Origin of the sequence: Scandinavium manionii (genome assembly GCF_024764775.1) — a bacterium.
Lineage (GTDB): Bacteria > Pseudomonadota > Gammaproteobacteria > Enterobacterales > Enterobacteriaceae > Scandinavium > Scandinavium manionii.
Genome location: NZ_JALIGC010000040.1, coordinates 829856 through 855740, shown reverse-complemented (window position 1 = coordinate 855740; position 25885 = coordinate 829856). Strand labels below are relative to the sequence as shown.

Here is a 25885-nt window from a genome sequence, read left to right as displayed (position 1 = left end):
TGTTGAAGGGGCCTTTTAATTTTGGAAGATTAGAACTGGTACACCAGACCCAGCGCAACCACGTCGTCGTTATTCAGTGCGAGTTTATTATCATCGCTCAGTTGGTTGATTTTATAATCAACAAACGCTGACATGTTTTTGTTGAAGTAATAGGTGGCTGCCACGTCGATATATTTCACCAGATCCGCATCGCCTACGCCTTCAATATCCTTGCCTTTAGACTGGACATAACCAATGGATGGGCGCAGACCGAAATCGAACTGATATTGTGCAACGAGTTCTAATGCCTGGTTTTTATTCGCGAAACCGCTGACTTTAGTATCCACGCCGCCGATTGACGCTGTGCCGGAAATTGGGGTCATGTTGCGAGTTTCGGCATAAATAGCCGCCAGGTACACGCTGTTGGCATCGTATTTAAAGCCGGTGGTCCAGGCTTCAGCGTCGGTACCTTTACCGAAGGTACTGTCCTGCTGAGTCAGGGTACGGTTGGAGTTAGAGTAGGCGGCACCGAGGGTGAAACCGGAATCGCCGAAGTCATAGCTCAGGGACGTACCGAAGCCGTCACCGTTAGCTTTACTGGCAGCACGGCCATCGTTCTCGTTCTTGCCCTGATACTGCAGAGCCAGTTTCAGGCCATCAACCAGACCGAAGAAGTTGTTGTTACGGTAGGTCGCCAGACCATTCGCACGACCGGTCATGAAGTTATCGGTTTTGACAAAGGAGTCATCACCGAACTCTGGGATCATATCGGTATACGCCGCGACGTTATACAGGACGCCGTAGTTACGACCGTAGTCGAAAGAACCGATATCACCGGCTTTCAGACCAGCAAAGGCCAGACGCGTTTTGGTGGTTGCCGGGTCACCTTCCACTTTGTTCGCTGCAACCTGATATTCCCACTGGCCAAAGCCGGTAAGTTGGTCGTTAATTTGAGTCTGACCTTTAAAGCCCAAACGAATATAAGACTGGTCGCCGTCTACCGTGTCGTTGTCACTCATATAATGTTCAGCTTTAACGCGACCATAAAGATCCAGTTTATTACCGTCTTTATTATAAATTTCTGCGGCCTGTGCTGCTGTGGAAGACATTACGCCCAGTACCATCAATGCCAGTGTGGTCTTTTTCATTTTCAACCCTGATTAATATACGCGCTTAAATTTGGGAACTCGCCCGATTAAAAAACAGGAAGGGTTGTAACGCGGGGAAATGAAAGTTTTATGACAAAGTAAGAATAGTTTTAAATAATTGTGTTTGAGTGTTTCTGTCATAAAAGTGCCATTATCTGCCGCTACGCTTCCTGATCCCGCGCAACAAAGTGCCTTGCAACCCGCTCAGGGAGTTGGCAAGCGGCCTGAGTCCTGTTACAACGTCCTTTTCGTACACATTGAATGGCAGAGAATCATGAGTGACAGCCAGACGCTGGTCATCAAACTGGGTACCAGTGTTTTAACCGGGGGGTCGCGCCGCCTTAATCGCGCCCATATCGTGGAATTAGTGCGCCAGTGCGCGCAGCTGCATGCCGCAGGACATCGGATTGTGATTGTAACGTCAGGGGCGATTGCCGCCGGGCGTGAACACCTCGGCTACCCGGAACTGCCTGCCACAATCGCCTCTAAACAGCTGCTGGCCGCGGTCGGCCAAAGCCGTCTGATCCAGCTCTGGGAACAGCTTTTCTCGATTTACGGAATTCACGTCGGACAGATGTTACTGACCCGTGCGGACATGGAAGACAGAGAACGTTTCCTCAACGCCCGTGACACGCTGCGTGCGCTGCTCGATAACCACATCGTGCCGGTTATCAACGAGAATGACGCCGTCGCTACCGCTGAAATTAAAGTGGGCGACAACGACAACCTGTCTGCGCTGGCGGCAATCCTTGCCGGAGCCGACAAACTGCTGCTATTGACCGACCAGCAAGGGCTGTTCACCGCTGACCCGCGCACCAATCCGCAGGCAGAACTGATTCAGGACGTACACGGTATTGATGACGCGCTGCGCTCGATTGCCGGCGACAGCGTTTCTGGCCTCGGCACCGGCGGAATGGGCACTAAACTGCAGGCCGCTGACGTCGCCTGTCGCGCCGGAATCGACACCATTATCGCCGCAGGCAGCCGCTCGGGCGTGATTGGCGACGTGATGGCAGGAGTCGCCGTCGGCACCCGTTTCCACGCCCAGACCTCACCGCTCGAAACTCGTAAACGCTGGATCTTTGGCGCACCACCCGCCGGGGAAATCACCGTGGATGAAGGCGCTGTTTCCGCAATTCTGGAAAGAGGAAGTTCATTACTTCCAAAAGGAATTAAAAGCGTGACAGGTAACTTCTCCCGTGGTGAAGTGATCCGTATTCGTGCGCTCGACGGTCGCGATATCGCTCACGGCGTTACTCGCTACAACAGCGACGCGCTGCGTCGGATTGCCGGACATCACTCTCAGCAAATCGACGCCATTCTCGGTTACGAGTACGGCCCGGTTGCCGTGCATCGCGACGACATGATTACCCGTTAAGGAGCCTTCCATGCTGGAACAAATGGGCATAGCGGCCAAAGCGGCCTCGTACAAAATGGCGCAGCTGTCCGGACGTGAGAAAAATCAGGTTCTGGAAAAGATTGCTGATTATCTGGAAGCGCAAACCGACAGCATCCTCAGCGCCAACGCGCAGGATCTTGAAGAAGCGCGCACCAATGGACTGAGCGAAGCGCTGCTTGACCGTCTGGCGCTGAATCCCGCTCGCCTGAAAAGCATCGCCGACGATGTGCGTCAGGTGTGCAAACTCGCCGACCCGGTTGGGCAGGTGATCGACGGCGGGCTGCTCGACAGCGGCCTGCGTATCGAACGTCGCCGCGTGCCGTTGGGCGTTGTGGGCGTGATTTATGAAGCCCGTCCGAACGTCACGGTCGATGTGGCGACGCTGTGCCTGAAAACCGGTAACGCCGCTATCCTGCGCGGTGGGAAAGAAACCTGGCGCACCAATGCCGCGACGGTGAACGTTATCCAGCAGGCGCTGGAAGAGTGCGGAATACCTGCGGGAGCGGTGCAAGCGATTGAAAGTCCGGATCGCGCGCTGGTCAATGAAATGCTGCGCATGGACAAATACATCGACATGCTTATTCCACGCGGCGGTGCGGGCCTGCACAAGCTGTGTCGCGAGCAGTCGACCATTCCGGTAATCACCGGAGGGATTGGCGTGTGCCATATCTACGTGGATGATTCTGCTGAATTTGCCCCGGCGCTGAAGATTATCGTCAACGCCAAAACCCAACGTCCGAGCACTTGTAATACCGTGGAAACGCTGCTGGTGAATCGCACCATTGCCGACACGTTCTTACCTGCTTTAAGCCAACAGATGGCGGAGAGTGGCGTGACGCTTCATGCCGATGCTGACGCGCTTACAACGTTGCAAAAAGGCCCGGCGAGTGTGGTTCCGGTGCAGGTTCAGCAGTATGACGATGAATATCTGTCGCTGGATTTGAACGTGAAACTGGTTGATGACCTGGACGATGCCATTGCACATATTCGCCTGCATGGGACGCAGCACTCCGATGCGATTCTGACCCGTACTCTGCGCAACGCGGACCGCTTCATCAACGAAGTCGACTCCTCGGCGGTGTATGTGAACGCCTCAACGCGCTTCACCGACGGCGCTCAGTTTGGCCTCGGCGCAGAAGTGGCCGTCAGCACGCAGAAACTGCACGCGCGCGGCCCGATGGGCCTCGAGGCATTGACTACCTACAAGTGGATCGGCTTCGGCGACGACACTATCCGTGCTTAATTGAACTCGGGTGATGCAAAAATAGGCATTTGATTCTCAAGGCCATTGACGCATCACCCGCAGAGTTTTAACCTTTCATCCCGAAGCACATCCCCTGTGTTTTGCATCACTCAGTGCCGATATAGCTCAGTTGGTAGAGCAGCGCATTCGTAATGCGAAGGTCGTAGGTTCGACTCCTATTATCGGCACCATAAAATCAAGTAGTTACGATAGAAATAACTCATCTTTACATCACTCACCTTTACCGTGTAACTGCATGTGTAAGTAATTTCCTTCAATATAAATCAACAATAGATACTTGGAATATCGGGTTGGCCCGTTCTTGTCGATCTTCCGCGTTGATGAGAAGATGTTTGCTGGTGGTCAGAACGATTTTTTGTGATAGATGCACGGCTTAGCAAGTCTGTAGCATGTGGCTTCTTTAGTTTTTATAGGGAGTAAATATCATGGGGATTGAGGATGATGCGATTTCTCGCCGTTTAGAAGCTCAAAAAGAAGGGCGGAATGTTGTTCCTGATAGCTATCAAGGTGTAACTAAACAAAGAGTAACTGATGTTTTGGCAATAATAGATAGACGTACAGATAACATGGTTGATGTTGTATACTCTCTCTTATGCGATGAGCCTAGCTGGTACAAGAAAGCGGCTCGTAATGGTTATAGGTTCTGTGATGGTGCTTCTGTGGCGCATATAGGTACTCATGTTGGTATTCTTCAGCGCGGCGGTAATCTTAAACTAGATCGTGAAGGACGTGACTACTGGCTGAAACCACTTTGGGAAATTGGTGCAATTGAAAAAGTGTACCTTGATTCCGCTGATGGAGAGTTTAAACCAGGCCATCCAATAGCAAAATCCTCAAATTCAGCTTATCGTCTTTCAACTGACTTTATGGTTATTCTTCAGGCCCCTGAGGATCAATGGCAGGAACTTGCATTAGGTTGGGCACAAGTTGACGCACAACGTGAGCGGCTTGCATTACAAGCGGCCCAAGCTCAGGCAACCGCTAATTCTATTGTAAGCGCTCATTCCCGATTGATTCGTGCAAGCCATGAGGTATACGCCACCCGTTTTCTGCCAGGCTATCAAGTTATCTATGTTGATGATGGCGACGGTGACCGCGTTACACCAGAACAGGAAAGTGTGCTAGCAGATGCAGGTATTACAATTACTATTCACGACTCTATGCCCGATGTGTTGTTATGGAATCGTCTAAACAATAGCCTTTGGGTTATAGAAGCTGTTACAAGTGACGGCGAAGTAGATATCCATAAAATGCGGAGCTTGCAAGCATTTGCTATAAGAAACGGAAAAGATAGTATTGGTTTTACTACGACTTACCCTACATGGAAAAAAGCTGCGGAACGTCAATCAGCCTTGAAAAATCTTGCCGGTAACTCATACATGTGGATATTAGAAGATCCGTCCAGAAATATCCAAATTCATCAATAAACAGACTTAAGAAAGTCGAGTAATAATACCCGACTTTCTTCGCAATTATTTATAATTGCGCGACAAGTGTATCAAAAAAATCTTGATCAAACTGTTGAATTTTTTTTCCCATACTAACTAATTGCTCATGGCTTGGGTAGCGAAGAGTATATAAATCAGTAGCATTAACTTGGGTGTGACCGTTAAATTGGCGAAAATATTGGTCAACAACGTGGCTATTCAAATAAGCCCATAGCCCTTTAGCCAAATCCATGTCCAAAGGTTTGCCATTTGCATGAAAGTAGTTTGTTTTATTCTCAAATCCAACGACTGATACATCTGCTACATTTTCCGTATATAACCCAGCTACGATGCGACGCTTTTCTTCTTTTGAAGTCAAACGCTTAATTAAAATGTATGTTCCGTTCGGAACCATCAATTTTTCTGTTTCTTCATTTAGAACGATGGCATTGGGCTTTTTCTTGCTTTCTACAGGATATTCAATCAATCCATTATTGAAATGCATTGGGTATATGAGTGGAACAGTATATTTTTCTGGATTATGGCGAAGATTAGGTTTTGTTCTAAAATCAACGACTTTACCTGTGCTCACCCCAATACCAAGATCTTGCAGTGAACAGGGCATCCCTCCAATACGGCTAGCGATATCAGCTTGCTCATCACTTGTAATAATGTGAATAAAGTGGTCAGGGTTATTGGGGTTAACTACTTCATCAAAACTAGCCATGCGAATAATAGGGTCTGGATCATTGGCGCAAGTGCTTGATATAATTTCTACTGAGCCTTGTACATCACCTTTTATGATATGAAATATTACGTTTTCTTGAAGAACTTTATCTCCTTTGAATGCGCTTGTCCGGCTTTCAAATACATGTAGCTTATTTAAATTATTTCCATCAAGTAGAACTCTACGAAAATCATTAAAGTATGGGCCATTACAGAAACTACGTGGAGTAATCGCGACTAATTCTCCCTTATCATCTAAGAGCATTAAAGCTAATGCTACAAAGCACGAATATAAATTTCCAGTTTCTACGCCGACACTACGCAAAAGCTTACGCTCTTCACTTGATGCGGAAATTTTTAAATAAGGAGGGTTCAAAATAGCTTTATTAAATGAAGCTGTTTTTTGTCCGCTATTTTTTTTGTGTATTAAACTTACAGCATGACTAATAAAATCAACACAATTAAGGTTTGAATGCCATGTAACACCTGATTCAATAGCAGCTTGTTCACATAATTTCAAAGAACCCTTTAATTCTTCAACAAGAACGTTTTCAAGTTCCCATGCATTAGCATGAATAGAATTTGGCGAAAAATCTCTCAAAGCTCTTTCAACCAACGCCGTAGTTAAAGAACCCACACCAGCACCAGCGTCGAGGATGCTTAACTCACCATTCAAATCGCAAAACTTACTGGCCAAAATTCGAGCAGCGGCTGCTGGCGTCATAAATTGGCCTTTTTGACCACGAGTGGCTTCATCTAATTGGCTGTTTACCTTTACTCGCTGGGCATCAACTGACTCAATAAGTGTATCAAGTGCATTGAATTTCATCGCCAAAACCGAATCTCTTGCCATTTTATCCTCACTGTATAATTGTACAGTTTATCATCTCTTTCAGACGCTATCCATTATGCGTATAGCGTTTATCTTGCTGGTAACATTCCCAGAAATGCTTCGCCCACTGAGTGCGGAATTCGGCATCCATCAGAATCAACATTCCGTAATTCAACCGGCATCGCTTTGTCCCTTTGTCCACAGATCGCATCAGCCAGCAGTTGAAGAAATGGGCCTGTCGTATTGCCCAGTGATCCGCAGTATTGCTTCCAATCATGGAAGTCAGTTGGGAGACTTCGTCAAGCTGAAGGCACAGAGCTTCAATCTCCTTAAGTGCGGTCTCACGACCAGTAACAATGCATTCAATACTGGTCGAACAAATTAGCTCATTGTGGTCAGTTAAGACTTCAGCTTCTGTTTGCATGTATTTTGTCCGTAAAAGCTAAACACGCCTGCCGGAAGTGGCAGGCGCATTATGCAATGAGTAAAAGAGGAAGTAAGTTTGGGAATGTAAATCAGGAAAGCGGCACGCAAGATTCAGCGTGTCGAAAAATTATGCCGCGTCGCCACAACCCCGTTGCCTGTCGAGCTCGCAGGATATCTACAGCCCGAATATAGGGTGATTGCTCCTGCCAACTCAACCCTCTGCGATCAATACGAACCAGTTCGTACTTATCTACTAGGAAGTTGACCGCATCGGCCAGGGTAATCCCAGCATCAATATGTTCCTTAATAATAGTTTCATCACTGAACGGCGTGTCGTTCAGTGTCAGGCCATAGTGCTGTTCCAGCAGGCGTGTCAGTAACATTTGCCAGACAGCCACCGGCGACAGACAGGGCTTCGCCGCCCGCGAAATTGTAGCAGGTAGAGTTTTCATGTTTGTTCTCGTGAAATTTGTTAGCTTTGAGTGGAATAAACAGCGACGTATACATAGCCGCAACTGCCAAGAGTATCGGCTTCGCAAGTAAAACCGTTGTGGTACAGGGTGACGCAGTGGGCGTGGCGAGGATTCATTTCACCAGTGGTCAGCATGGATTCCATCTTGCTGATAAAATGCGAAAATGCCACATCCAGCTTAAGATATTCGGCTTCACTGAACTTACCGGTGAGACTGGCCCGGTCAGCCAGGTAGTGCAGCCGGTTGCCCTCATGCACCAGACGTGTTCCCAGGCGCGGCGTGATATCGCGCTGCAGGCCCCAAGTGATGTTGCTCATTACAGTTCTCCACTATTGTCAGTTCAGGGTGATGCTCATCAGGCAGGCATAAGGCCCCGTTGCGGTCCTGGCGGCGTTCGGCATACACAGCCAGGACTCCTGTGATATCCGGAACGTCCCTGCCTGTGTAATGACAGACGCTACCGTGCCACTGGTATTTGCCGGTGCAGTAGCGAAAGATTCGGGACTCAGGATGCTGGCGGTATATCGTCATTGCCCGGCGTTTACTAATAATTTTCATTTAATACCTCACAGTAGACCGTGTTCCGCGAACGAATAGATTTGCCTGCCGCCGACAATCAGGTGGTCAGGGACACGGATATCCACCAACTGAAGTACCTGTACCAACCGCTGCGTGAGAGCTTTATCAGCCTGGCTGGGCGTCGTCTTGCCGGAGGGATGGTTATGCACCAGTATCACCGCTGCGGCATTGAAATACAGGGCGCGCTTAACCACTTCCCGAGGATGGACTTCAGTGCGGTTAATCGTGCCGGTGAAGAGCGTCTCATGGGTAATAAGCTGATTCTGGTTGTCCAGATACAGCACCCGGAACTCTTCCCGCTCAAAGGTTCCCATCTTCAGCCTGAGCCAGTCGCGAGCAGCCTGCGTGGAAGTAAACGCCACACCCGGTTCGCGCAGGTGCTGGTCAAGCAGACTCAGGGCTCGTTTGATGGTGCGCAGTGAGGTCAATGGCAGTTCCGGTGTAAAGAGAGTCAGTTGTTTCTCCATGACAAAACTCCTTAATCAATGATGGTAAGGATCGCATGGGATTCAGGGTGCTGCAGAGCGTAATCACGCAGTCGGTTATAATGCTCTGTCATGGCATCGCACTCCGTACGACAGGCGTGATGGCTGTACTCAATCAGACACACGGCAATGCCTGCGGCTTCCGTACTCATTTCTGCGCCATTGCCATTCATGTTGTTGAGCAGCCTCCATTTCTCATCAATGTCAGCTTCGGGGGCCATAAACGCGCCACCGTTGCTGAGTGTGTGGAAATGCCAGATACCGCCGCGGTAGTCTTCGCAGAAACGGTCCATCCAGGCGAAGATGCGAGGTTCCAGTGTTATCCACTGCGGAATGGTGCCGAAGTGTTGCGGCCAGAAGCCGATGCGTTGTTCATCGGGTACTGGCGTGGCGGTGAGAATTAGCTGTGGCTCGTTAGCTGGGGTAAAGGTGTGCATATTCATGGTGTTCTCCGGGAATAAAAACGCCAGCGTGTCTGGCTGGCGTGATGGGAAATAATTAATGTGCGTGCTGCGTGCTCACGGGTTTTGCGTGAGAAATTAATGTGCTGATGTCTCCTTCAGAAGGCCGTACTGTCGGATATACGGGTTAAGCCCGGCTCCGGCGTCCGGTTCAAAATTCCATGCCCGCCAGGCCATCCGGCCTTCGCGGTCACGAACGACCAGGCGAAAATGGCTGTGCTGGTCATCTTCAATGGTGATATTGCGGTACGTTGCCGTGACAGCTTCCGCCTGTGCCCGGGTGAAAGGACCCGGTGGCAGTAACACTGACTGGAACATTTCAGGCTCCTGATAAAAGAAAACCCCGGCAGCCATCAGGCTGCCGGGGTGGGTTTGCTGGGGAAGGTACGGCTATCAGTCGTTACCGCAGTCTCCGGGCGTGGGCAGGACCTTCGCGGCATTCTTCAGGTCAGCACTGAAGGTACCCGCTTTGCGGTCATTGACGTAGACCTCGAACTGCGAGGCCTTACGGATATTCATGATGAAACTGTACCAGGCGTTATCCCCGTTACGCCAGCCCAGGCTGGACGGAATGGCGTATTGCTGATGGTCCATCACCACCGTGATGTCGGTCCTGTCATCATCCGAACTGACCGTTTTGTCCCCTGCCAGGGTAAGAAAAACCGAGTGCTGGTAGATACCGTTCTGGTCCGAATTGCCCGTGCAGTTGATGGTAAACATCTTCCCGCTGGCATCCGTCACGCTGTATTCCGCATTGCCCTGGCCGTAACCCTGCTGCCAGAGTCCGGGAACCGCAGAAGCATTAAAGCTCGCGAACAGTACGCCTGCCAGCGCAAACCGGCTGAGTGAATGTGTGTTCATTCCTGTCTCCTTTATCTTTGTTTTTATTCCTGATTATCAGGATTTGACGGTATCAGCAGCCGTCCCATCAGTTTGCCGTCATGGGAGTATTCGAAGTATTTTTCCTTCGTATGCGGGTCCGTGACCTCGTGGTATTCCAGTTTGATGTTGTCGGCAATACACAGCGCATTCATCAGCGGCTGCACGGTTTTTTCCTCCATATCCACCAGGTAGTAGTAACTGCCGCCCTCGCAACCTTCCGGCGACTGGCGGGTACGTAAGACCTGCAGGGTGAGACCGGTGGAGAAGCCAATCTGTGCCCATTCCTCACTGACATCATCCTGGCGGCTGACCACGTCACTGAAGCGCGGAGGCGTGAGGTCCTTGAATTTGCTGATGGCTTTCAGGTCATCACTCCTGTCATCGCAGGCGCTCAGCAACAGGGTGGTGGCAACCAGTGCCAGCAGAGGGAGTGTTTTACGTTTCATTATTTTTTTCCTGAAATCAGACGAACGACTTTGGCAAAGACATAAATCCCTACGAAAATACCTACCGGAACACCGATGAACGGCGTCAGCGCAACACTGGCGGCACCGGCTGCGCCACCGCCCGTCAGCAGTGCAGCAACGGTGCCAAGTGTCAGGGCCGTGAGGCTGTCGGACACCCCGGTTTTGTTGAGAATGATGACGATGACAACAATGGCGATAATGGCAATAACGGGCATAGGGCTCCTCCCTGTTGCCGGGTTGATAACAAAGCCTGTGCTATTCCGGTGAGTTGTCAGCCGGAACAAACGCAAGCAGTGACTGCTGGATAAAGCGAAAATGGGGCAAGGCCTGAATGAACACCGGGTCTTCAGCCAGGCGGCACAGACTGTCATTACGGCGGAACGTCTCCTGCAGGGGCTGAACCAGATGGATTTCATCTAGGGTGAATACGGCGATATGTCCGCCGTGCTCACCCACCAGGTACCAGGCCTGCTGGTGGATGAGCAACCGACAGGGAGCCAGTCGCTCACAGCGCTGTCCATCCGCAATCAGCATCACCCGCCTGCGCCCGGTAATAGCCTGAATCAACCGCCAGAAAGACAATGAGCCAGACGGTGAAGGGAGCGGATTGGCGGGCGATATCACGCAGGGAGACTCGTCACACATCAGCAGTGCGTTCACCAGGCGGCGGTCAAGGCCAGGAAAAAGCCCGGCCAGCCCGCTCCGGTGGGCAAAGATAAGCACATCTGGCACCATCTGCATCTCACTGCCAGCAGTACGTAAGCGGCAGTAGCCGGACTGATATTCCAGGTCCAGATACATCAGCCGCTCACGAAAATCCCGCCGCAGTGTGCGCACTGACACGCCAAACTCAGCGGCAAGTTTGCGTACGCTCAGCGTCTCCCCCGCCACCAGACGGCTGATTATCAGTGACAGCCTGACAGCCAGCCGGTCATGGCGGCGTTCTGCCTGTGTCATGAATGGTTCTCCGTGAAAGTTAACTGACTGAAAATGATGTGAATACTTTAAAGAGGGGGGCGGACAGGGTATGGACACTGCAGAAACTATTTTTCATTTCTGCAAAAGTCAGATGTGGTGGGGGTTACAGGTCATCTTCGAGGGAGTGAGATCTGTCAGTACGTTGCAATGCGGACAGGTGGTGTCCGATATTAACAACATGGCAACAAAGGTAATGACTACTGCAGTTGTGTAAGCAATGTTTCCGCCATCACCCACAGTGCCCGGTTAAGCTTCACATCCCCGTCAATGCCACGTACGGCACGGGTGTGCGTCCGCCCGCCTTTAACATTACGGCCACTGAGTCCGCCTTTTATCAGGTTTTCCTGCAGACGTTGATAGGTAGTCCACAGGTCATCGCTGTAATCTTCGTAACGGCGGGGAGTGAGAACCTGAGCTTCGGTTACCGGATGGTGGTCCTCGCCAAAGCGATAAGTGAGAGCGGCTTTTGCCAGTGCCTGACGGGCCGGAGGTGGCAGCATCAGCGACTGCATGGCATCGCGCTTTTCCTCCACCCGGTCAAAAATCCCCAGCACCTCATACGCCCCTTCTATCACCTGACTCACCACGTCTCCTTTATGCGGAACCCGTACCTCGCCAAAGGTCTCACCACAAATCAGCCCGTTCTGGCAAACCTGGCGAAACAGCCCCGGCAGCATCTGGTACGAGCTGGTGCCATCGTGCGAATTCAGCAGAATTATTTCCGGCACCTGTTTACCGGTGATTTGCCCGGCACGACGCAGGCGTAACATATGTTTGGTGTGCTCGCGGCGCTCCGGGTCACGTACACGCGTCTGGCAGGCAAAGAATGGCTGAAAGCCTTCACGCCGCAGGCTGTCCAGCAGGGTAATGGTCGGGATATAGGTATAACGTGCGCTGCGTGATTCATGTTTTTCCTGACTGAACACGCTGGGCACAAAGCGCATGAGCTCATCATCAGTCAGCGGGCGGTCACGACGAACGAGGTTCGCCGCACCAAAGCGGGAAGCTAAACGGGACATATAACACCTCAGATATCTGGATTAACGGCAGGAAGTAAGAAAAGGAAACTCAGAAGAAAAAATCCCATACGGCGCGGGCCACAGAGACCACCGTGTCACGCACGGCACGTATCACCGTGCGTACCGGGGCGGGAATAAGGGGTACGTTGCACACTATATCCAGCGCGGCACCGACCGTTTCACCAAAATCACTGCGCGCTTTCTCCTTTACCTGTTCAGTACGAAAGGGGCGCTGCAGTTGCGCCACTACCGGACTGCTGGCCTCACGCGGCAGGCTGCGGACCATACGCTCTGCCATAACCCTGAGTCCCCACTTCGTGCGCACCGATACCGCACAGACCGGATGAACGGGCTGGAACAGCTCATGAAGGGCAACGATTTTACGACTGATGCTACGTTTCTGAGCAGTTGATAACCCGCTACCGAGGGTATCCGTTGGTTCAATCTTGTCAGCCTGACTGATAACGAAAAGTACTCTGTGACGGTACTGCTCACCAATAACCTGATGGTAAAACTGCTCATCAACAGCCTGTGCTCGGTCATCAGCTTTAATCAGCCACAGCACCAGGTCAAGCTTCGGTAACTGCTGGTGGTAGAGTGCCGCATACTCTGTATCTCGCACCTTGCTTTCACCAACACCTGGTAAATCCACCAGTAACATGCTCCGCTCACCAACCTTCAGACGGAAGCGCAAGGGCTCACGGGTACCGGCTGTCACATCACTAACGGGTGAAACTTCGCCCTGAAACAGGGCATTGCAGAGGGATGATTTACCGGCACCAGTTTTGCCCATAATGCCGATGACCGGCTCATGGTTTGTAAGCTGACGTATTTGCTGCATGACTCGCTCTGAGGCCCATTGCGGTAATCCCGTAAGTGAGTTCTGCAGGGGCTGCAGGCCTGCTTGATTTCTCATGGCATCTCCTGAAATAAAGAAAACAAAAACGGCGAATCCGTTGTGGGTTCGCCGTTATGGTGGTGCGTTCAGGATGATGATATATATCTGAATATTTTTACTATGCTGATAGGCCGTTCTGTGCCAAGAGCGGACGTTTGAGAGACATCCAAACCCATCTCCTGTACGCTATTGTTCATAATTTGTATGGTCGATAGGTGTTGGTTTATGGTTAGCCCAAAAGAAATAATGCAGCATTATGTCATTGATCCTCAGGATAGTTATTTTGTTAATGGCGTACCGCCGATTGAGAATGTTGCGGTCGTTGCTTATGATCCCCTGTGGCCGGAAATATATTCATCGTTAGCATCCACTATTAAAAATAAATTAGGTTCGAATTTACTAAGAATTGATCATATAGGTTCTACGGCGGTACCTGGTCTGGCTGCCAAACCCGTTATTGATATTGATTTGACAGTTGCTGATGCTACAGATGAAAAAACTTATGTATTAGCACTTGAGAGTCTTGGGTATAAACTAATTGTGCGTGAGCCTCGCTTCCATGGACATCGTCTTTTTCATTACGATAATCCCAGAGTTAACCTTCATGTTTTCACTCAAGACACTCCTGAAACAATCCGACATGTGCTTTTTCGAGATTGGTTGCGACAGTCAAAGAAGGACTGCCAGCTATATGCTGACGTTAAATTAGATGCAATTAAAGGTTGTAGCTTAGATATTCAACAATATCACGAAAATAAAAGCAAAGTGGTGCGTGAAATCTATCAGAAAATATTCAAACATTTAGGCTATATCTAATATGTTTCTTGACCGTTATTGTTTGATATTTACACCAAGTATTATGGTTGAAAATCAAAAGCTGAAAAATACAGATAAAGAGATGTAGGGAGAATGATGCAAATTTCTTTAAGAATCGCCACCAACGCTGATCTCGCCATCGTTAACGAGCGCTATACTGAGATTGATTTTGTTCCGTCACTTGCAGGGGAACTAATCGTATTGGCGACTGATGGCGATAATATTGTTGGTCAAGGTAGAGTTGTAACAATCGATACAGAAAGCGGCGAGCTTGGGGGAATTTATGTTTTTCCCGGCAATGAGGGTCTGGGGATCGCCCGTAAGGTGGTAGATTTCCTAATTAAGAACTCAGGTCTGTCAGTTCTTTACTGTTTACCTTTTGCTGAGCTTGAAGGTTTTTACGGGTCAATGGGATTTGGTACCGTCAAAGATATAGAGAAGATCCCACCGGCGGTTATCAAAAAGCATGAGTGGTGCCTGAGTAACTACGATAAAACCGTACTCCTTCTGAGTAAGGAGATGAACGTATGCAGATACTCAGACTAAAAACAGATCGCTTGCTGTTAAAACCATTAGGCACCAGAAAGTGCTGTACTACCGACAGGTTAAAAAACTGAATATCCGGGAAACAGCAGATGCCACAGGCTATAGTTGCTCTCAAGTATGTAGCATCCAGACCCTTTACCGGCAGGCAGAACGCGTTACGACTAACGAGGTTTTATGAAAATCAGAAGGTTCACTAATGGGGATGAAATTGCGTTATTCAGGGTCTTTTTATCTTCTGTACATACCATCGCATCACACTACTACACACATGAACAAATAGAGGCCTGGGCTCCACCAGATATCGACCCGGAACAATGGGCCAATTACATGAAGGAGCTGCGCCCCTTTGTTGTTGAAGTGGATGGGGAAATAGCTGGATATGCAGATGTTCAGCCGAATGGGTACATTGACCATTTCTTTGTCTCGGGAACCTACCCGAGACAGGGAGTAGGGACACTACTGATGAATTGCATTCATGAAGAAGCTAGACAACTTGGAATGGGTGAACTTACTTCAAATGTGAGTAAGGCTGCGGAAGAGTTCTTTCTACGGCACGGCTTTCATGTAGTGGAACGGGGTTTTCCTGTCTGTCGTGGCGTGACACTACAAAATGCACTGATGCGGAAATATTTGGCGAAACAATAGAAAGCTGGCTGAAGGGAAGTATTGACCTTTTCGCCTGATTGCAATCAGTCAGTACAGAAAACCATCATAACTTACAATATTTTCCGTTTCCTAAACGGAGTCCTGAATTGGCGCAGTCAATTAAGTCAACGGGAGAATAACGTCGATATCCCGTTCAACGCAGCCCCAGGATCTTTTCACAGGCAGGTCTGTGCCAAAAGCAGACATTTTGTCTCTCTATTCAGGCGGCCAAATTAAGTAAACCACTTCATACTCACTGATCAGCCGCGATGTGTGCGCTGTGTTGCAGCTATTGCAATCACATCCTAAGAAGATTTCTGAGAAACGCAAATAACTTCAATGATATTATATACAAAGGAAACGCCGTGAAACCGGGGTAAAGTTCGGGTGTCATAAAGCCCCTTACCGCTTCGCGGTGCATCACATAGCAATCACCTATCCCTGAGGTAACTATATGGACTTTACGGAATATCAAGAAGAAATAATCGAAGATGTTAAATCTTGCCTTGAAAGCTTACAAGTCCAACCCATTTTATTCATGGGTGCAGGTATTTCACAACGATATATAAAAGCGCCTGACTGGGAAGGTCTACTGAAGCAACTAGCGGAAATCTGCCCCTTGATCAAACGCCCTTATGGTTACTACAGCCAAACAAAGGGTGATAACAAGCCATTGATTGCTAGCGATTTTTGTGACTTCTATGCTGAATGGGCTTGGGATGATGGCAAGGATCGCTATCCAGAGACATACTTTGAAGGAACGACTCCAAAAGATATTTATATTAAGCATGAAATTGCATCCATTCTGAATGAATTATCAAACTCCGTTGATTTCTCGAACATGGAATATACAGAGGAAGTTCAGAAATTAAGGAAAGTAAAACCTCATGCAATAATTACAACAAATTATGACGACACATTAGAAAAAATATTTGACAATTATCAGGCAATAGTTGGTCATAACGTTGTTAAAGTGAATTATTCATCTTATGGCGAAATCATGAAAATTCATGGTAGCAGTCATGAAGTTGAAAGTATTGTTATTACAAATGAAGATTATGTTGATTTCTATAAACGTAAGAAATATATTAGTGCTAAGTTGCTAACATATTTTGCTGAACACCCTTTGTTTTTCTTTGGGTACAGCATCAATGATGAAAACATAAAGGCAATTCTCTCTGATATAGATGAAATCATCGCTCCCAATAATGCATTGATTCCAAATATTTATCTTGTCTCCTTCAGTAAGGACTGCGAGGCCACTGGTTCTCATCAGAAGGAATTGCTAATCGGTGTTGGTGAGAATAAAAGCATTCGAATCAAGGTGATATACGCAAATGATTTTGGTTGGATTTTTGATGCGTTATCATCTAATACACCGGAAATTAGTGTTAATCCAAAACTGGTGCGTGCATTTCTAGCCAGAACGTACACATTCGCATCAGAATCCCTTGTTAAACAAGAGCTTCCATACGATTTTGAGATGTTCCGCGATATTGCAGAACATGATGATGCATTAGCAAAAATGTATGGTATCGCTGAACTCAATAATGGGCAGGCACTAAATGCTAGTTTCCCATATACAATGTCTGATCTGGCAAGGATTCTCGATATGGGATCGTGGCACTATGTTAATCAAGAATTTGAGAAATTAAGAAAGCTAACCGACTTCAACATTAAAGCATCAGACAACAATTATCATGTTTTCATTAAATCTGGAAAAAGTGGTGTCGGAAAATACTCATCTGAGGCACTGGATTTATTGCGAAAATTAATAAATGGGGAACAATTTGAGTTAAACCCATAATTAAAAATGATGTGCACAATGACGTTATGCTAAAGAGGCCGCTGCGGGAGGTATTTTCGCAGCGGCCTTTTCAACATATGGACATCTCTAACGAGCCAGTGATTAGACATTTTCACTGAACCTTGATATGTCTGCCTGAGTTAAATAGTTTTTTTACAGTTGTTTTACGTCCGATCCTCGCTCAAAGCTGCCCGTCAATTAGGGTTGCTTAATCCCAGTGTTTTGTAGAAAACGACCAAATAATTTGCGAAAAGGTAGTCAAGTAAAATGGGAATGGGTGAATGCGAATACCCATAAGCTACGCCACATAGGACGTTATGTTGAATCCGCTGCGGAATATGTCGCTGGGCGACAGACACAAAAAAGCCCCCGGAGGGGCTGAATGGGTTTGCGCCTGAGGGCCGAAACCGGCCGCCTTACGGCGATCTGTCCGGCAGCTCCATCTGCAACCATTCGTTACTGAGTTAACTCTGCTGTCATGTGGCTGTAGTACTCGATTTGTTTTCCCGTAAACCGGTTGGCTGGGCGATGTCATTTTTCCCGGATTCTGCATTGACAGCTAAAGCGCTGTCCATGGCCTGGGAAGCGCGAGGAAAGCCGGCTAATTTACTGTATCACTCGGACCAAGGCAGCCAATAAACCATCAGGAATTTCAGGCCATTACTGTGGATGTGTCAGATAAAGCAAAGCCTGAGTCGCCGGGGGAATTGCTGGGATAACAGCCCAATGGAACGGTTCTTCAGAAGCCTGAAAACAGAGTGGGTACCGGATAACGGCTACGTGAATTTTAGCGAAGCCAGCACGGCAATAACGAATTACATCACAGGATATTGCAGCCAGCTCAAACCTCATCAATATAATGGTGGTTTGACGCCGAATGAATCAGAAAGATTGTTCTGAAAAAACTCTAAAGTCGTGGCCAGTTTTTGTTGACCACTACAACCAGGCCTTTCCATCCATAAGAAAGACCATTGTTGTAAAAAATAAATCAACCTCGACTACAGCCGAAATTACGGTCACCATCACCAAATACTTTAGTATCGAGCTTTGCTAGATAATCCAAACGGTTCAGTAGGTTGTTGTATTCTTCTTCAAATCTAAAATCATTGACATCTAATATATAGCGACAATTTTCAGGATAATGAACTAATCCGGGATAATCATCCAGTTCCAACCCCAGTGCACTGTACCATGCCCTTACAATCATCTTTCGTAGATTACTTTCAGTTTCATAATCTCCCAAGTGATAATAGGCATCTTTATTAAAAAAAAGACCAAGATGAAAGTGACATTTACCCTCATCAGAAAACTCCCGCACCCAAACATGACGAATACGGTTTGGATATATTCTTTTACCGGGGACTGCTCTAGCTTTCTCATTGGCCTCCAGTATGGCATTTAACGCATTTCGGAAACGTGATATCGCGCCAGGCTCCAGATTAGGAAAGCAGCAAACCGTATCACCTCTATCTAAAATAGGGGGGTAATGGGCATCAACACGTAATGCCATTGTTCTAGGGAATTCACTGACCGCATCATTAACGACTCGCTCAATATGCTTTCTATAAGCGAGCACATGCTCACCATGGGAACCATGATATAATTCCATATGTATACCCTTGTACTTAGCTCTACGGTTTTCTAAAGCCGTATAGAGTAATATGATAAGACACAGATGAATGTCTGTAGTTAGTTATGTTGATTAACTGTTGATAGTAATCATTGCTATATAATACCTTTCCAACAATAAAATTTGTTATCGACCCATTACCCATGCAGTAAAATACTTAAAAAGTAACTCTGCAATTATAATCACCCAAAGATACCATTATCCCAGTGTCTTTTTACCGTGGAGATGCTTATTCCTAAGATCTTTGCCACCTTGGATTGAGAGTAATGCTTAGCCTTCTCATTCTGAACTAGCTGGGAATATTTACTTCCTTCAGGTCTTCCCTGCATTTTCTTTGATTTTGTTTTGTTAGTAGGCATCTTTTGCCCTCATCTAGCTATTAGGCACTAACTCCATACTGTCGAGATGTATGCAAACTAAGTGGTTATGCTTAACATTGGTATCAGAATGTATGGTTTACTTCACCGTTAAAGGGGTTAATAATGATGGCATCTCCTCCTTTCATCGCCTTTTGAGGTGTATCGCCTTCGGAAATTACCGGAACTATTACCGCTAGATCATTTGTGTAATAAATTGGTATCCAGCAATAGCATGATTGTTTAGGGGGGATTTTATTTCTTTTCAATACTGCTTCAACTCCAAATGTAATAAGTTCAAAGATTGGCATAATCACAATGCTGCTCAAATCAAAAAAACAACCATCGTAGACTGTTTCCTTTATCAGTATGATATTGGATAACCCTCCTGCAATGAGATGTTTGTGGTTCACGCGCCGATCTGTGTAAATAAAAATTGCTTTTTTCACATTAAAACTTTTTATAATGTATGAGAGCTTTTCATGAATTAATTTTTTTTCGCTCTTACCCATCTTATCATGAGGTATTTTGTGCGCATAAAAATCTTGATCGACAACCTCGTTCCTGTGTCGAATGTGAGTGTTCCATACAGAGTAAAAAAACTCTTCGTAGGTTAATTTCGGCTCACTACGTGCTGTTAAGGATTCCTTCTCTTCAAAAATACAGCCTAATGTTGACTCCAAAGTTTGAGCTATATGATATTGCGATGTTATTTTATTTAAGGCGGGGACTGTGGCGTTTAACAAAAATGATATCACCTCAGATCTAGAGTATCCCTTTGCATTGCTATAGTCGTCAATTGCATCAATAGTTGATTTTTTGTTTGCGCTGAAAGTGATGCGTTTTTTCATATGTATCCTTGACTTTCGTTAATGTAAAATGTGATAAACGGTGGTGATTTATTCTCTGTTATTGATGGATGGTTTCTGTTAATTAAGCCAGCTATTCTTTAGAATAGCTGGGGAGTTATGATTTTGATGCTGCTGTTAATTACAATATACTGAGAAGGTTAATAGGAACCTATCAATGTCCTTGCGTAACCAATAATGTCGGCTGTTAATTTTCTTTGGGCGTGGTAAACCATTAGGCAGCTTGTCTTGGCAAAGCCATTTTCGAATTGTTTGGGCTTTAAGGTTTAATAGATGTGCTAACTCACTTGTGGAAACAAGCTCAGATAGAGATGTTCTGGATTGCTCATATATGCTCATGCTACCACCTCAATGATTGAGATGCAGGCATATACAAAAAGTAATGAAATTAAAAGGGAAAGAAAGGACCAAAAAGAAAACGAAAAAGCCAAGCTTGAATAAGCTTCAGGGTCAGGGTCACTACCTTCGCTTGAGCCGGATGAGGTACTTTTAGTTGATTTAGACGCATTACCTTGCGAGTTTTCGGCCTGATTTTTGTGCGAGATGATACGTGCAAAAAAAACGCCCAAAGTTTTATGTCGATTGTTTTTTTTGTATAAAGAGTTTTTTTCATTGAGGTGTCCAAGAGCAGCTCGAATCCTGATGTTCACCTGTCTTTCCTGAAATATGGACTCAGCACAGGTTTGTCGCTGCTTACTAGAACGAACAACTTTGATCTTACCCACGACCCGTACTATTCGAGCCTTTGAGCTAGTTTGCGCAGAACTCATCAAAGAATTAGACATAATGCTTTATCTCCTGATTTTAAAGTGGACGATGGAATTTAAACCTTAAAATACACTTATGTCAACGATGGGTCTTGTTCTGTAATCTATTGATATTAAATGAAATCAACGCATATCAACGGTTATTTTTTTACAATATTTGCTTGCTGTAAGATCCACCTCTCAATTTTTTCATGCCATTTGCGCAACAGATCTAACGGACGACGGCGGTAGTGTTTTTCCGCCAGTGCACTTGGTTTGTGTCCCATAATTTGAGCAACAATACCTGTTGGCACTTCAACCCATTCAGCAAGAGTGCCAAAACTACGGCGTAAGCCGTGAAGGCTGATATGTGGTAACTCAGCTCGAGCTAACGCTCTGTTGTGTGCTGAACGCGGTTCAATAATTTTGCCACTTTTGCTGTTACTTCTGAAAACCCAACCCTCCTTATTTACGTCAGAATTTGGGAATTGCGCTAGCGCACTTAACAGCTCAGAAACATAAGGAGTGAGAGGGATGATACGTTCGCCTTCGATCTTGTCTTTAATCCTCATGCTTGACCATTTGAAATCTACGTTAGACCACCGAAGTGACGCAATTTCTTCACGCCGTGCACCGGTGAGCAAAAGTACCTGGAGATAGGCCGATGCAATGGGATTATTGAGGCTACGTACGGCACTGAACCAGATTTTTAACTGTTCTTTTTGTAAGCAATCTCCCGCTTTACTCGCTGATACTGGAACCACTTTTCTCACGTTATGATCTTGTGCAATATCGCCATGGATTATTCCCTGATATTTTTTCTGGTAATTAGCCCATTTGATAAATGCACGCAACAGACGGTAGGCATGAGCAGTGACGGTAGGCCGATTTTGTCTCTCTGTACTTAGCCATGCGGCAATGTTCTCTGGTGTTAGTTCCGATAACGGTAGGTCGAGTAAGCTAGCCAATGGTCCAGCCGAGGTTGGGCCCCGGCCTCTTTTTTTACTTTCGCCTCCACGGCTGGACAAGTTAATGTGATCGGCAATGTATCGAGTCGAATATGGGCGTTTAGTTTTTGCGCTGATTCCGGTTCTCAATTCTTCAAGGTAATCTTCCCAAGCGCTTGTGAAGGTTACCTTCGTTTTACGAGATTCAGCCTGCTGTGATTCTACGGCAGCAATTTTTTCTGCCTTAGCTATACGCGGATCTATCCCTGTATCGATTAATGTTTGCAGCCGCCTGGCTTCGGCCCTGGCATCATCAATCCTCCAATCGTTAATGTTGCCAATGGTCATGCGAAGGGTTTTTCCCGCATATACGCTTTGGAACACAAAAGCTTTTGTTCCGCGAGTTGCCCGGCATGCCAGAGTTGTTACATCCGCATCCCAAAGAAATGCTTGGTTTTTCCCTTCAGTTAAAGCAAATTTTCGAATGCGCTCGAAGGTGAGTTTTTGTCTTGGAAGTGCCATTCTGGGGCTCCAAATGAGAAAGGTTACATCACCATAATGTAACGGCTAGTGTAAGTAAAATGGGGGAATGAACATCAACATCTGTCAATTTTTATCAACAGGTGTTTTTTATAACTTAATGTTTTATAATTGATTTATTGTTTTAAGGGTGGGTTTTTAAAGGGGTGAAAATATAATAACGTCGCATTCGTAATGCGAAGGTCGTAGGTTCGACTCCTATTATCGGCACCATTCAATAAAATCAAAGGCTTACGTAATTTCCCCCGTCACTTTTGATCCCGTCTTAACACGTTTAAACGCCTGTGTAATGTATGGGCGGTTATCCGTATATATTGCATGGGCAGGTGTGCGAAGCGTCCACCCTGTAGAAGCATGTTAACCTTGCATGAACAGCGTCACTTGCTTTGTAAAACTGAATCGCGCTAACAGGGCAGCCAGGCCCACACAACATGATAACGAATCTCTATCTTCTCCCCTTCGTGCGGGGGCTGTGGGTGATCCGTGCTGTGAAGCACCAGAAAACCGAAAGTTCAGAAGCAACTCATTCGTAAGCCCTGGCTTTGAGTGGTGTATAGCTGAATGGATTAACAGGCGAAATGATGGGAAGACTAACCGGATCGGGAATGAATCCGGCTCTGTCACGGTAGCGTTCACCAGAGTATAACGATCACCTGATAACAGGAAGATAGAGAGACAATCTGACAGCCGCAGATCTTCTAACGAAGTCGCTACGCTCCCTTTCTCTTATGTGCCCATCACGGCACGTAAAGGTCGAGTATTACCCAAAGGTTTTGTATTTGTCATTGTTCCTCAATTTTGGATAGCCTCCAGTATCTTGATCAGTATAGAAAATTAGCAAATCGAGGTGAGAACATGTCAAACGCGCCCAAAAGCGCCGCGACAAAGCGCAACAACCGCAAGATTCACGCCCGTAAGTTTCTGGCGACCCCAGAACACAGACTTTTAATCCTGCTGGCCCACACCTCGACATTGAGCAATCAAGGCAATCTCTCGAAAGACGTATTATCAAGACAGAAGCATACGGGTTTAATGATTGGGCAATAATGAAAAAGGAGAAGCCTGAGCACATCATCGGCTTTGGTGGGGTTTTTGTCAGTGAATTTAACGGGAAGGTAACTAATACCTTAGGGTACAGATTTGAGCCGGACGCATGGGGGAAAGGGTATGCAACTGAACTTTCCAAAAGGGCTATACGTTACGGATTTGATGAAATCGGCCTGCAAGAAATTGTCGGTGTAGTTCGAGATAACCACCTTGCTTCAAGGAGAGTTCTTGAAAAAGCCGGTCTGAGGTTTTTAGAAAAAATCGAAGACGTTGAGAACCTGTCAGCAAGCCTTATGTTCAGCATTTCTCATGATGAATGGCTAGCGTCTAAGGACAAATAATACCAACGGGCTTCTAAGAAAGGAGGCTAGCCCCCTATGATTATGCGTTCTGATACAAATCCCAGCGGTTCCCGTAAAGATCTTCAAACACAACTACTGTTCCGTATTCTTCCTGTCGTGGCTCTTCGCAGAAATGCACACCAGCATCTTTCATCGCGTTGTAATCGCGCCAGAAATCATCTGTTTGAAGGAAGAGGAAAACCCGCCCACCACATTGATCACCGATGAAGTTTTTCTGTCTGTCGTTCGATGCTCTGGCAAGTAGCAAATTGCAGTCACTTTCCGGGTTAGGTGTGACGACAACCCAGCGTTTACCGGGCTGGGGAGTATCTTCCACAAGCGTAAAGCCGAGCTTGTTTGTGTAGTAGTCGATGGCGCGATCATAATCATCGACGACGATAGCGACATACCCCATACATTTCTTTTGTGTTCTCATTCACTGAGCCTTTTGTATTGTGTTGTTAACATACCTATAACAAAAAAGAGTCGCTTTACCAACTGCAAAAATAGAAAAGTGAATCACCATTGATTAATAACCCCTACACATTTCTGAATAGTGTTATCGATATATCATCAGGAATTGGAAGGGGCTTTCTATTAGGCAGGCAGCGCGTCAGGGGGCATAAGTACTTCGGACCGATTTGACGCGCGATATTGGTGCCAGGACTGCGTGGCATCGTTGTTTTTGGGTTTGACTGCGAGCAGGCCCTTATCTGGATCGATGTAAGCGCAATGTGTGTCAGAAGGGTGGGATTGCGATGCCGCCTCACACTGCGCCAGGCTGCTGTAGGCCCCGATAACGTTGCTTTGAGTCGCGCCAGTGGCAAATGAGATAATCAAAACTAACCCGTACATGTCATTCCTTTATATGCTTTAACTCGTCCTTCAGGCGCTGAGATTGATTCAGAACGTCTCGCTCATCGGCCCGGAATTACGCAAAATTTCTCTGGGCAGTTAATATACACCGACCTGAGCAGGTTGTATTGATGTAAATGGGATTGTTCTTGATGTAATAAGTCCGAATCCAAATATCTGTAATAATTACGTTCCGCAAATATCAGGCATGCATTTAATTGCCGCGAACCCTCACTGGGTGGCTGCACGTTTCCCTGGAAGCAATCGCAGGCGCTAGCTGTTACTCTCCCTTGTTGGTCCACTCCCGTCGTCGTGTTCAAAAAGGAATAAGCTCATGCTTAAAGAAAACTTCAATGAATTGCAGATCTTTCTGGTGGTGGCCAGAGAGCGAAGTTTTACCAAAGCCGCCGGTAAGCTGGGGGTTTCGCAGTCGGCACTGAGCCATGCCATTAAGGCGCTGGAGGAGCGGCTGAACATCCGACTGCTGACCCGAACCACCCGCAGCGTGGCGCCGACAGAAGCGGGCGAGCGGATTATCGCCTGCCTCGAACCGCGCATTGCTGACCTCGAGCAGGAGCTGTCCACGCTCATTCAAATGAACGGGAGCGCCTCTGGTAATATCCGTATTTCCGCCGGAGAGCATTCAGCACGCAGCGTGCTGTGGCCAAAGCTGAAACCGTTTCTGCGTGAATATCCGGAGATTAAGGTTGAGCTGGTGGTGGATAACGGCTTTGTCGATATCGTGGAAGGGCGCTTTGATGCGGGCATTCGTCTGGGTGAAAGCGTGGACAAAGATATGGTTGCGGTACGGATTGCCCCGGATATGCGGATGGCGGTGGTGGGCTCAGCGGCCTATTTCGCGGAAAACCCGGCCCCGAAAACGCCGCATGAGCTACAGCATCATCAGTGTATCAACATGCGTTTGCCGACTGCCGGGGGGCTTTATCACTGGGAGTTCGAGCGGGAAGGGAAGCCGCTGCGGGTCAGAGTGGACGGACAGCTAACGTTTAATCTGTTGCCGGAACGCATCGACGCGGTGCTGTCCGGGTTTGGACTTGCCTGCATTCCTGAAGATGCGATTCAGGCACAGGTTGAATCCGGCGAGCTGGTTCAGGTGTTGCAGGAATGGTGCCCGTCGTTCCCGGGATATTATTTGTATTACCCGAGTCGCAAACAGCATCCTCCGGCATTTGCGCTGATGATCGACGCGCTGCGCTATTCGGAATAGCTGGCTTGCCAACAGTGACAAGCCAGCCAGAACTTTAACGACCTACGCGAGCCTGAAGTGCGGCCGGAT

Annotated in this window: 28 protein-coding genes, 1 tRNA gene and 4 pseudogenes; 12 read left to right on the top strand and 21 right to left on the bottom strand. The window is 47.2% G+C overall.

Annotation, left to right across the window (positions count from 1 at the left end):
- Positions 1-29: 29 nt before the first annotated feature.
- Entirely contained in the window at positions 30-1127 is a 1098-nt protein-coding gene (locus tag MUU51_RS21850) for a porin (protein WP_159775975.1), read from the bottom strand.
- Between the two features lie 274 nt (positions 1128-1401).
- Here MUU51_RS21850 and proB point away from each other — a divergent pair, with 274 nt between their 5' ends.
- The 4 genes from proB (at position 1402) to MUU51_RS21830 (ending at position 5217) form a co-directional block, all read left to right on the top strand.
- The gene (proB, locus tag MUU51_RS21845; RefSeq protein ID WP_159775977.1) at positions 1402-2505 is read left to right on the top strand and encodes a glutamate 5-kinase; all 1104 of its coding nucleotides are present in this window, start codon (positions 1402-1404) and stop codon (positions 2503-2505) included.
- Between the two features lie 10 nt (positions 2506-2515).
- Complete coding sequence (gene proA, locus MUU51_RS21840; protein WP_159775979.1) at positions 2516-3769, top strand: glutamate-5-semialdehyde dehydrogenase; 1254 nt, start codon at positions 2516-2518, stop codon at positions 3767-3769.
- Positions 3770-3884: 115 nt separating this feature from the next.
- Positions 3885-3960, top strand: a tRNA-Thr gene (locus MUU51_RS21835).
- A 255-nt stretch (positions 3961-4215) separates the two neighbouring features.
- Positions 4216-5217, top strand: a complete 1002-nt coding sequence (locus tag MUU51_RS21830) for a BsuBI/PstI family type II restriction endonuclease (RefSeq protein ID WP_258968595.1) — start codon at positions 4216-4218, stop codon at positions 5215-5217.
- 49 nt (positions 5218-5266) lie between these two features.
- Here MUU51_RS21830 and MUU51_RS21825 read toward each other — a convergent pair whose 3' ends face one another.
- The 14 genes and pseudogenes from MUU51_RS21825 to MUU51_RS21760 form a co-directional block, all read right to left on the bottom strand.
- A complete protein-coding gene (locus MUU51_RS21825; RefSeq protein WP_258968594.1) occupies positions 5267-6796 on the bottom strand; it encodes an Eco57I restriction-modification methylase domain-containing protein in 1530 nt (509 codons plus the stop codon).
- 85 nt (positions 6797-6881) lie between these two features.
- Positions 6882-7199: pseudogene (locus MUU51_RS21820) on the bottom strand (DUF4942 domain-containing protein); the annotation flags it as partial.
- 91 nt (positions 7200-7290) lie between these two features.
- Positions 7291-7653 (bottom strand): TA system toxin CbtA family protein, encoded by a 363-nt coding sequence (locus tag MUU51_RS21815; protein ID WP_258968592.1) that lies wholly within the window; start codon positions 7651-7653, stop codon positions 7291-7293.
- A gap of 20 nt (positions 7654-7673) precedes the next feature.
- On the bottom strand, positions 7674-7991 hold the full coding sequence (locus MUU51_RS21810) for a type IV toxin-antitoxin system YeeU family antitoxin (RefSeq protein ID WP_258968591.1): 318 nt from the start codon (positions 7989-7991) through the stop codon (positions 7674-7676).
- A gap of 18 nt (positions 7992-8009) precedes the next feature.
- Positions 8010-8232, bottom strand: a pseudogene (locus MUU51_RS21805) (DUF987 domain-containing protein).
- An 8-nt stretch (positions 8233-8240) separates the two neighbouring features.
- A complete protein-coding gene (gene radC / locus MUU51_RS21800; RefSeq protein WP_258968590.1) occupies positions 8241-8720 on the bottom strand; it encodes a RadC family protein in 480 nt (159 codons plus the stop codon).
- Positions 8721-8731: 11 nt separating this feature from the next.
- Positions 8732-9181, bottom strand: a complete 450-nt coding sequence (locus MUU51_RS21795) for an antirestriction protein (protein WP_258968589.1) — start codon at positions 9179-9181, stop codon at positions 8732-8734.
- 96 nt (positions 9182-9277) lie between these two features.
- The gene (locus tag MUU51_RS21790; RefSeq protein WP_137397159.1) at positions 9278-9517 is read right to left on the bottom strand and encodes a DUF905 domain-containing protein; all 240 of its coding nucleotides are present in this window, start codon (positions 9515-9517) and stop codon (positions 9278-9280) included.
- Positions 9518-9592: 75 nt separating this feature from the next.
- Positions 9593-10060, bottom strand: coding sequence for a YfjT/YkfB family phage-associated protein (locus MUU51_RS21785; RefSeq protein WP_258968588.1), 468 nt, complete (start codon positions 10058-10060; stop codon positions 9593-9595).
- Between the two features lie 23 nt (positions 10061-10083).
- A complete protein-coding gene (locus MUU51_RS21780) occupies positions 10084-10527 on the bottom strand; it encodes a YfjS/YafY family lipoprotein (RefSeq protein ID WP_258968587.1) in 444 nt (147 codons plus the stop codon).
- Positions 10527-10763, bottom strand: coding sequence for a protein YpjK (ypjK, locus tag MUU51_RS21775; protein ID WP_057107659.1), 237 nt, complete (start codon positions 10761-10763; stop codon positions 10527-10529). Before ypjK ends, MUU51_RS21780 begins: the two co-directional genes overlap by 1 nt.
- Before the next feature lie 40 nt (positions 10764-10803).
- Positions 10804-11505, bottom strand: a complete 702-nt coding sequence (locus MUU51_RS21770; protein WP_258968586.1) for a DeoR family transcriptional regulator — start codon at positions 11503-11505, stop codon at positions 10804-10806.
- 218 nt (positions 11506-11723) lie between these two features.
- Positions 11724-12545, bottom strand: coding sequence for a DUF932 domain-containing protein (locus MUU51_RS21765; protein ID WP_258968585.1), 822 nt, complete (start codon positions 12543-12545; stop codon positions 11724-11726).
- 49 nt (positions 12546-12594) lie between these two features.
- Positions 12595-13461 carry a GTPase family protein gene (locus MUU51_RS21760; protein WP_258968584.1) on the bottom strand — a complete coding sequence of 289 codons (867 nt, stop codon included), beginning with the start codon at positions 13459-13461 and terminating at the stop codon, positions 12595-12597.
- A 207-nt stretch (positions 13462-13668) separates the two neighbouring features.
- Here MUU51_RS21760 and MUU51_RS21755 point away from each other — a divergent pair, with 207 nt between their 5' ends.
- The 5 genes and pseudogenes from MUU51_RS21755 to MUU51_RS21735 form a co-directional block, all read left to right on the top strand.
- Entirely contained in the window at positions 13669-14259 is a 591-nt protein-coding gene (locus MUU51_RS21755; protein ID WP_056780970.1) for a GrpB family protein, read from the top strand.
- A 93-nt stretch (positions 14260-14352) separates the two neighbouring features.
- Complete coding sequence (locus tag MUU51_RS21750) at positions 14353-14805, top strand: GNAT family N-acetyltransferase (RefSeq protein ID WP_258968583.1); 453 nt, start codon at positions 14353-14355, stop codon at positions 14803-14805.
- Between the two features lie 174 nt (positions 14806-14979).
- Positions 14980-15450: a GNAT family N-acetyltransferase gene (locus MUU51_RS21745; RefSeq protein WP_258968582.1), complete on the top strand. Its 471-nt coding sequence runs from the start codon at positions 14980-14982 to the stop codon at positions 15448-15450.
- A gap of 454 nt (positions 15451-15904) precedes the next feature.
- Positions 15905-17257, top strand: coding sequence for an SIR2 family NAD-dependent protein deacylase (locus tag MUU51_RS21740; RefSeq protein WP_057620998.1), 1353 nt, complete (start codon positions 15905-15907; stop codon positions 17255-17257).
- A 477-nt stretch (positions 17258-17734) separates the two neighbouring features.
- Positions 17735-18157: pseudogene (locus MUU51_RS21735) on the top strand (DDE-type integrase/transposase/recombinase); the annotation flags it as partial.
- Positions 18158-18245: 88 nt separating this feature from the next.
- Here the strand turns inward: MUU51_RS21735 and MUU51_RS21730 are convergent.
- The 5 genes and pseudogenes from MUU51_RS21730 to MUU51_RS21710 all read right to left on the bottom strand — a co-directional run bounded on the left by MUU51_RS21730 (position 18246) and on the right by MUU51_RS21710 (position 22342).
- A complete protein-coding gene (locus MUU51_RS21730; RefSeq protein WP_258968581.1) occupies positions 18246-18866 on the bottom strand; it encodes an inovirus Gp2 family protein in 621 nt (206 codons plus the stop codon).
- A gap of 463 nt (positions 18867-19329) precedes the next feature.
- Entirely contained in the window at positions 19330-20094 is a 765-nt protein-coding gene (locus MUU51_RS21725) for a YagM family protein (protein WP_258968580.1), read from the bottom strand.
- 135 nt (positions 20095-20229) lie between these two features.
- Entirely contained in the window at positions 20230-20451 is a 222-nt protein-coding gene (locus MUU51_RS21720) for a helix-turn-helix domain-containing protein (RefSeq protein ID WP_003847740.1), read from the bottom strand.
- Positions 20448-20897 (bottom strand): hypothetical protein, encoded by a 450-nt coding sequence (locus MUU51_RS21715; protein ID WP_258968579.1) that lies wholly within the window; start codon positions 20895-20897, stop codon positions 20448-20450. Before MUU51_RS21715 ends, MUU51_RS21720 begins: the two co-directional genes overlap by 4 nt.
- Before the next feature lie 105 nt (positions 20898-21002).
- A pseudogene (locus MUU51_RS21710) lies at positions 21003-22342 on the bottom strand (tyrosine-type recombinase/integrase).
- A gap of 858 nt (positions 22343-23200) precedes the next feature.
- Between MUU51_RS21710 and MUU51_RS21705 the strand changes: the two are divergent.
- Both MUU51_RS21705 and MUU51_RS21700 read left to right on the top strand, forming a co-directional pair.
- A complete protein-coding gene (locus MUU51_RS21705; protein WP_258968578.1) occupies positions 23201-23392 on the top strand; it encodes a hypothetical protein in 192 nt (63 codons plus the stop codon).
- Complete coding sequence (locus MUU51_RS21700; RefSeq protein WP_159773166.1) at positions 23317-23733, top strand: GNAT family N-acetyltransferase; 417 nt, start codon at positions 23317-23319, stop codon at positions 23731-23733. Before MUU51_RS21705 ends, MUU51_RS21700 begins: the two co-directional genes overlap by 76 nt.
- 40 nt (positions 23734-23773) lie before the next feature.
- Here MUU51_RS21700 and MUU51_RS21695 read toward each other — a convergent pair whose 3' ends face one another.
- Positions 23774-24169, bottom strand: coding sequence for a VOC family protein (locus tag MUU51_RS21695; protein ID WP_258968577.1), 396 nt, complete (start codon positions 24167-24169; stop codon positions 23774-23776).
- Between the two features lie 753 nt (positions 24170-24922).
- Here MUU51_RS21695 and MUU51_RS21690 point away from each other — a divergent pair.
- A complete protein-coding gene (locus MUU51_RS21690) occupies positions 24923-25816 on the top strand; it encodes a LysR family transcriptional regulator (RefSeq protein ID WP_258968576.1) in 894 nt (297 codons plus the stop codon).
- The last annotated feature ends 69 nt before the right edge of the window (positions 25817-25885 follow it).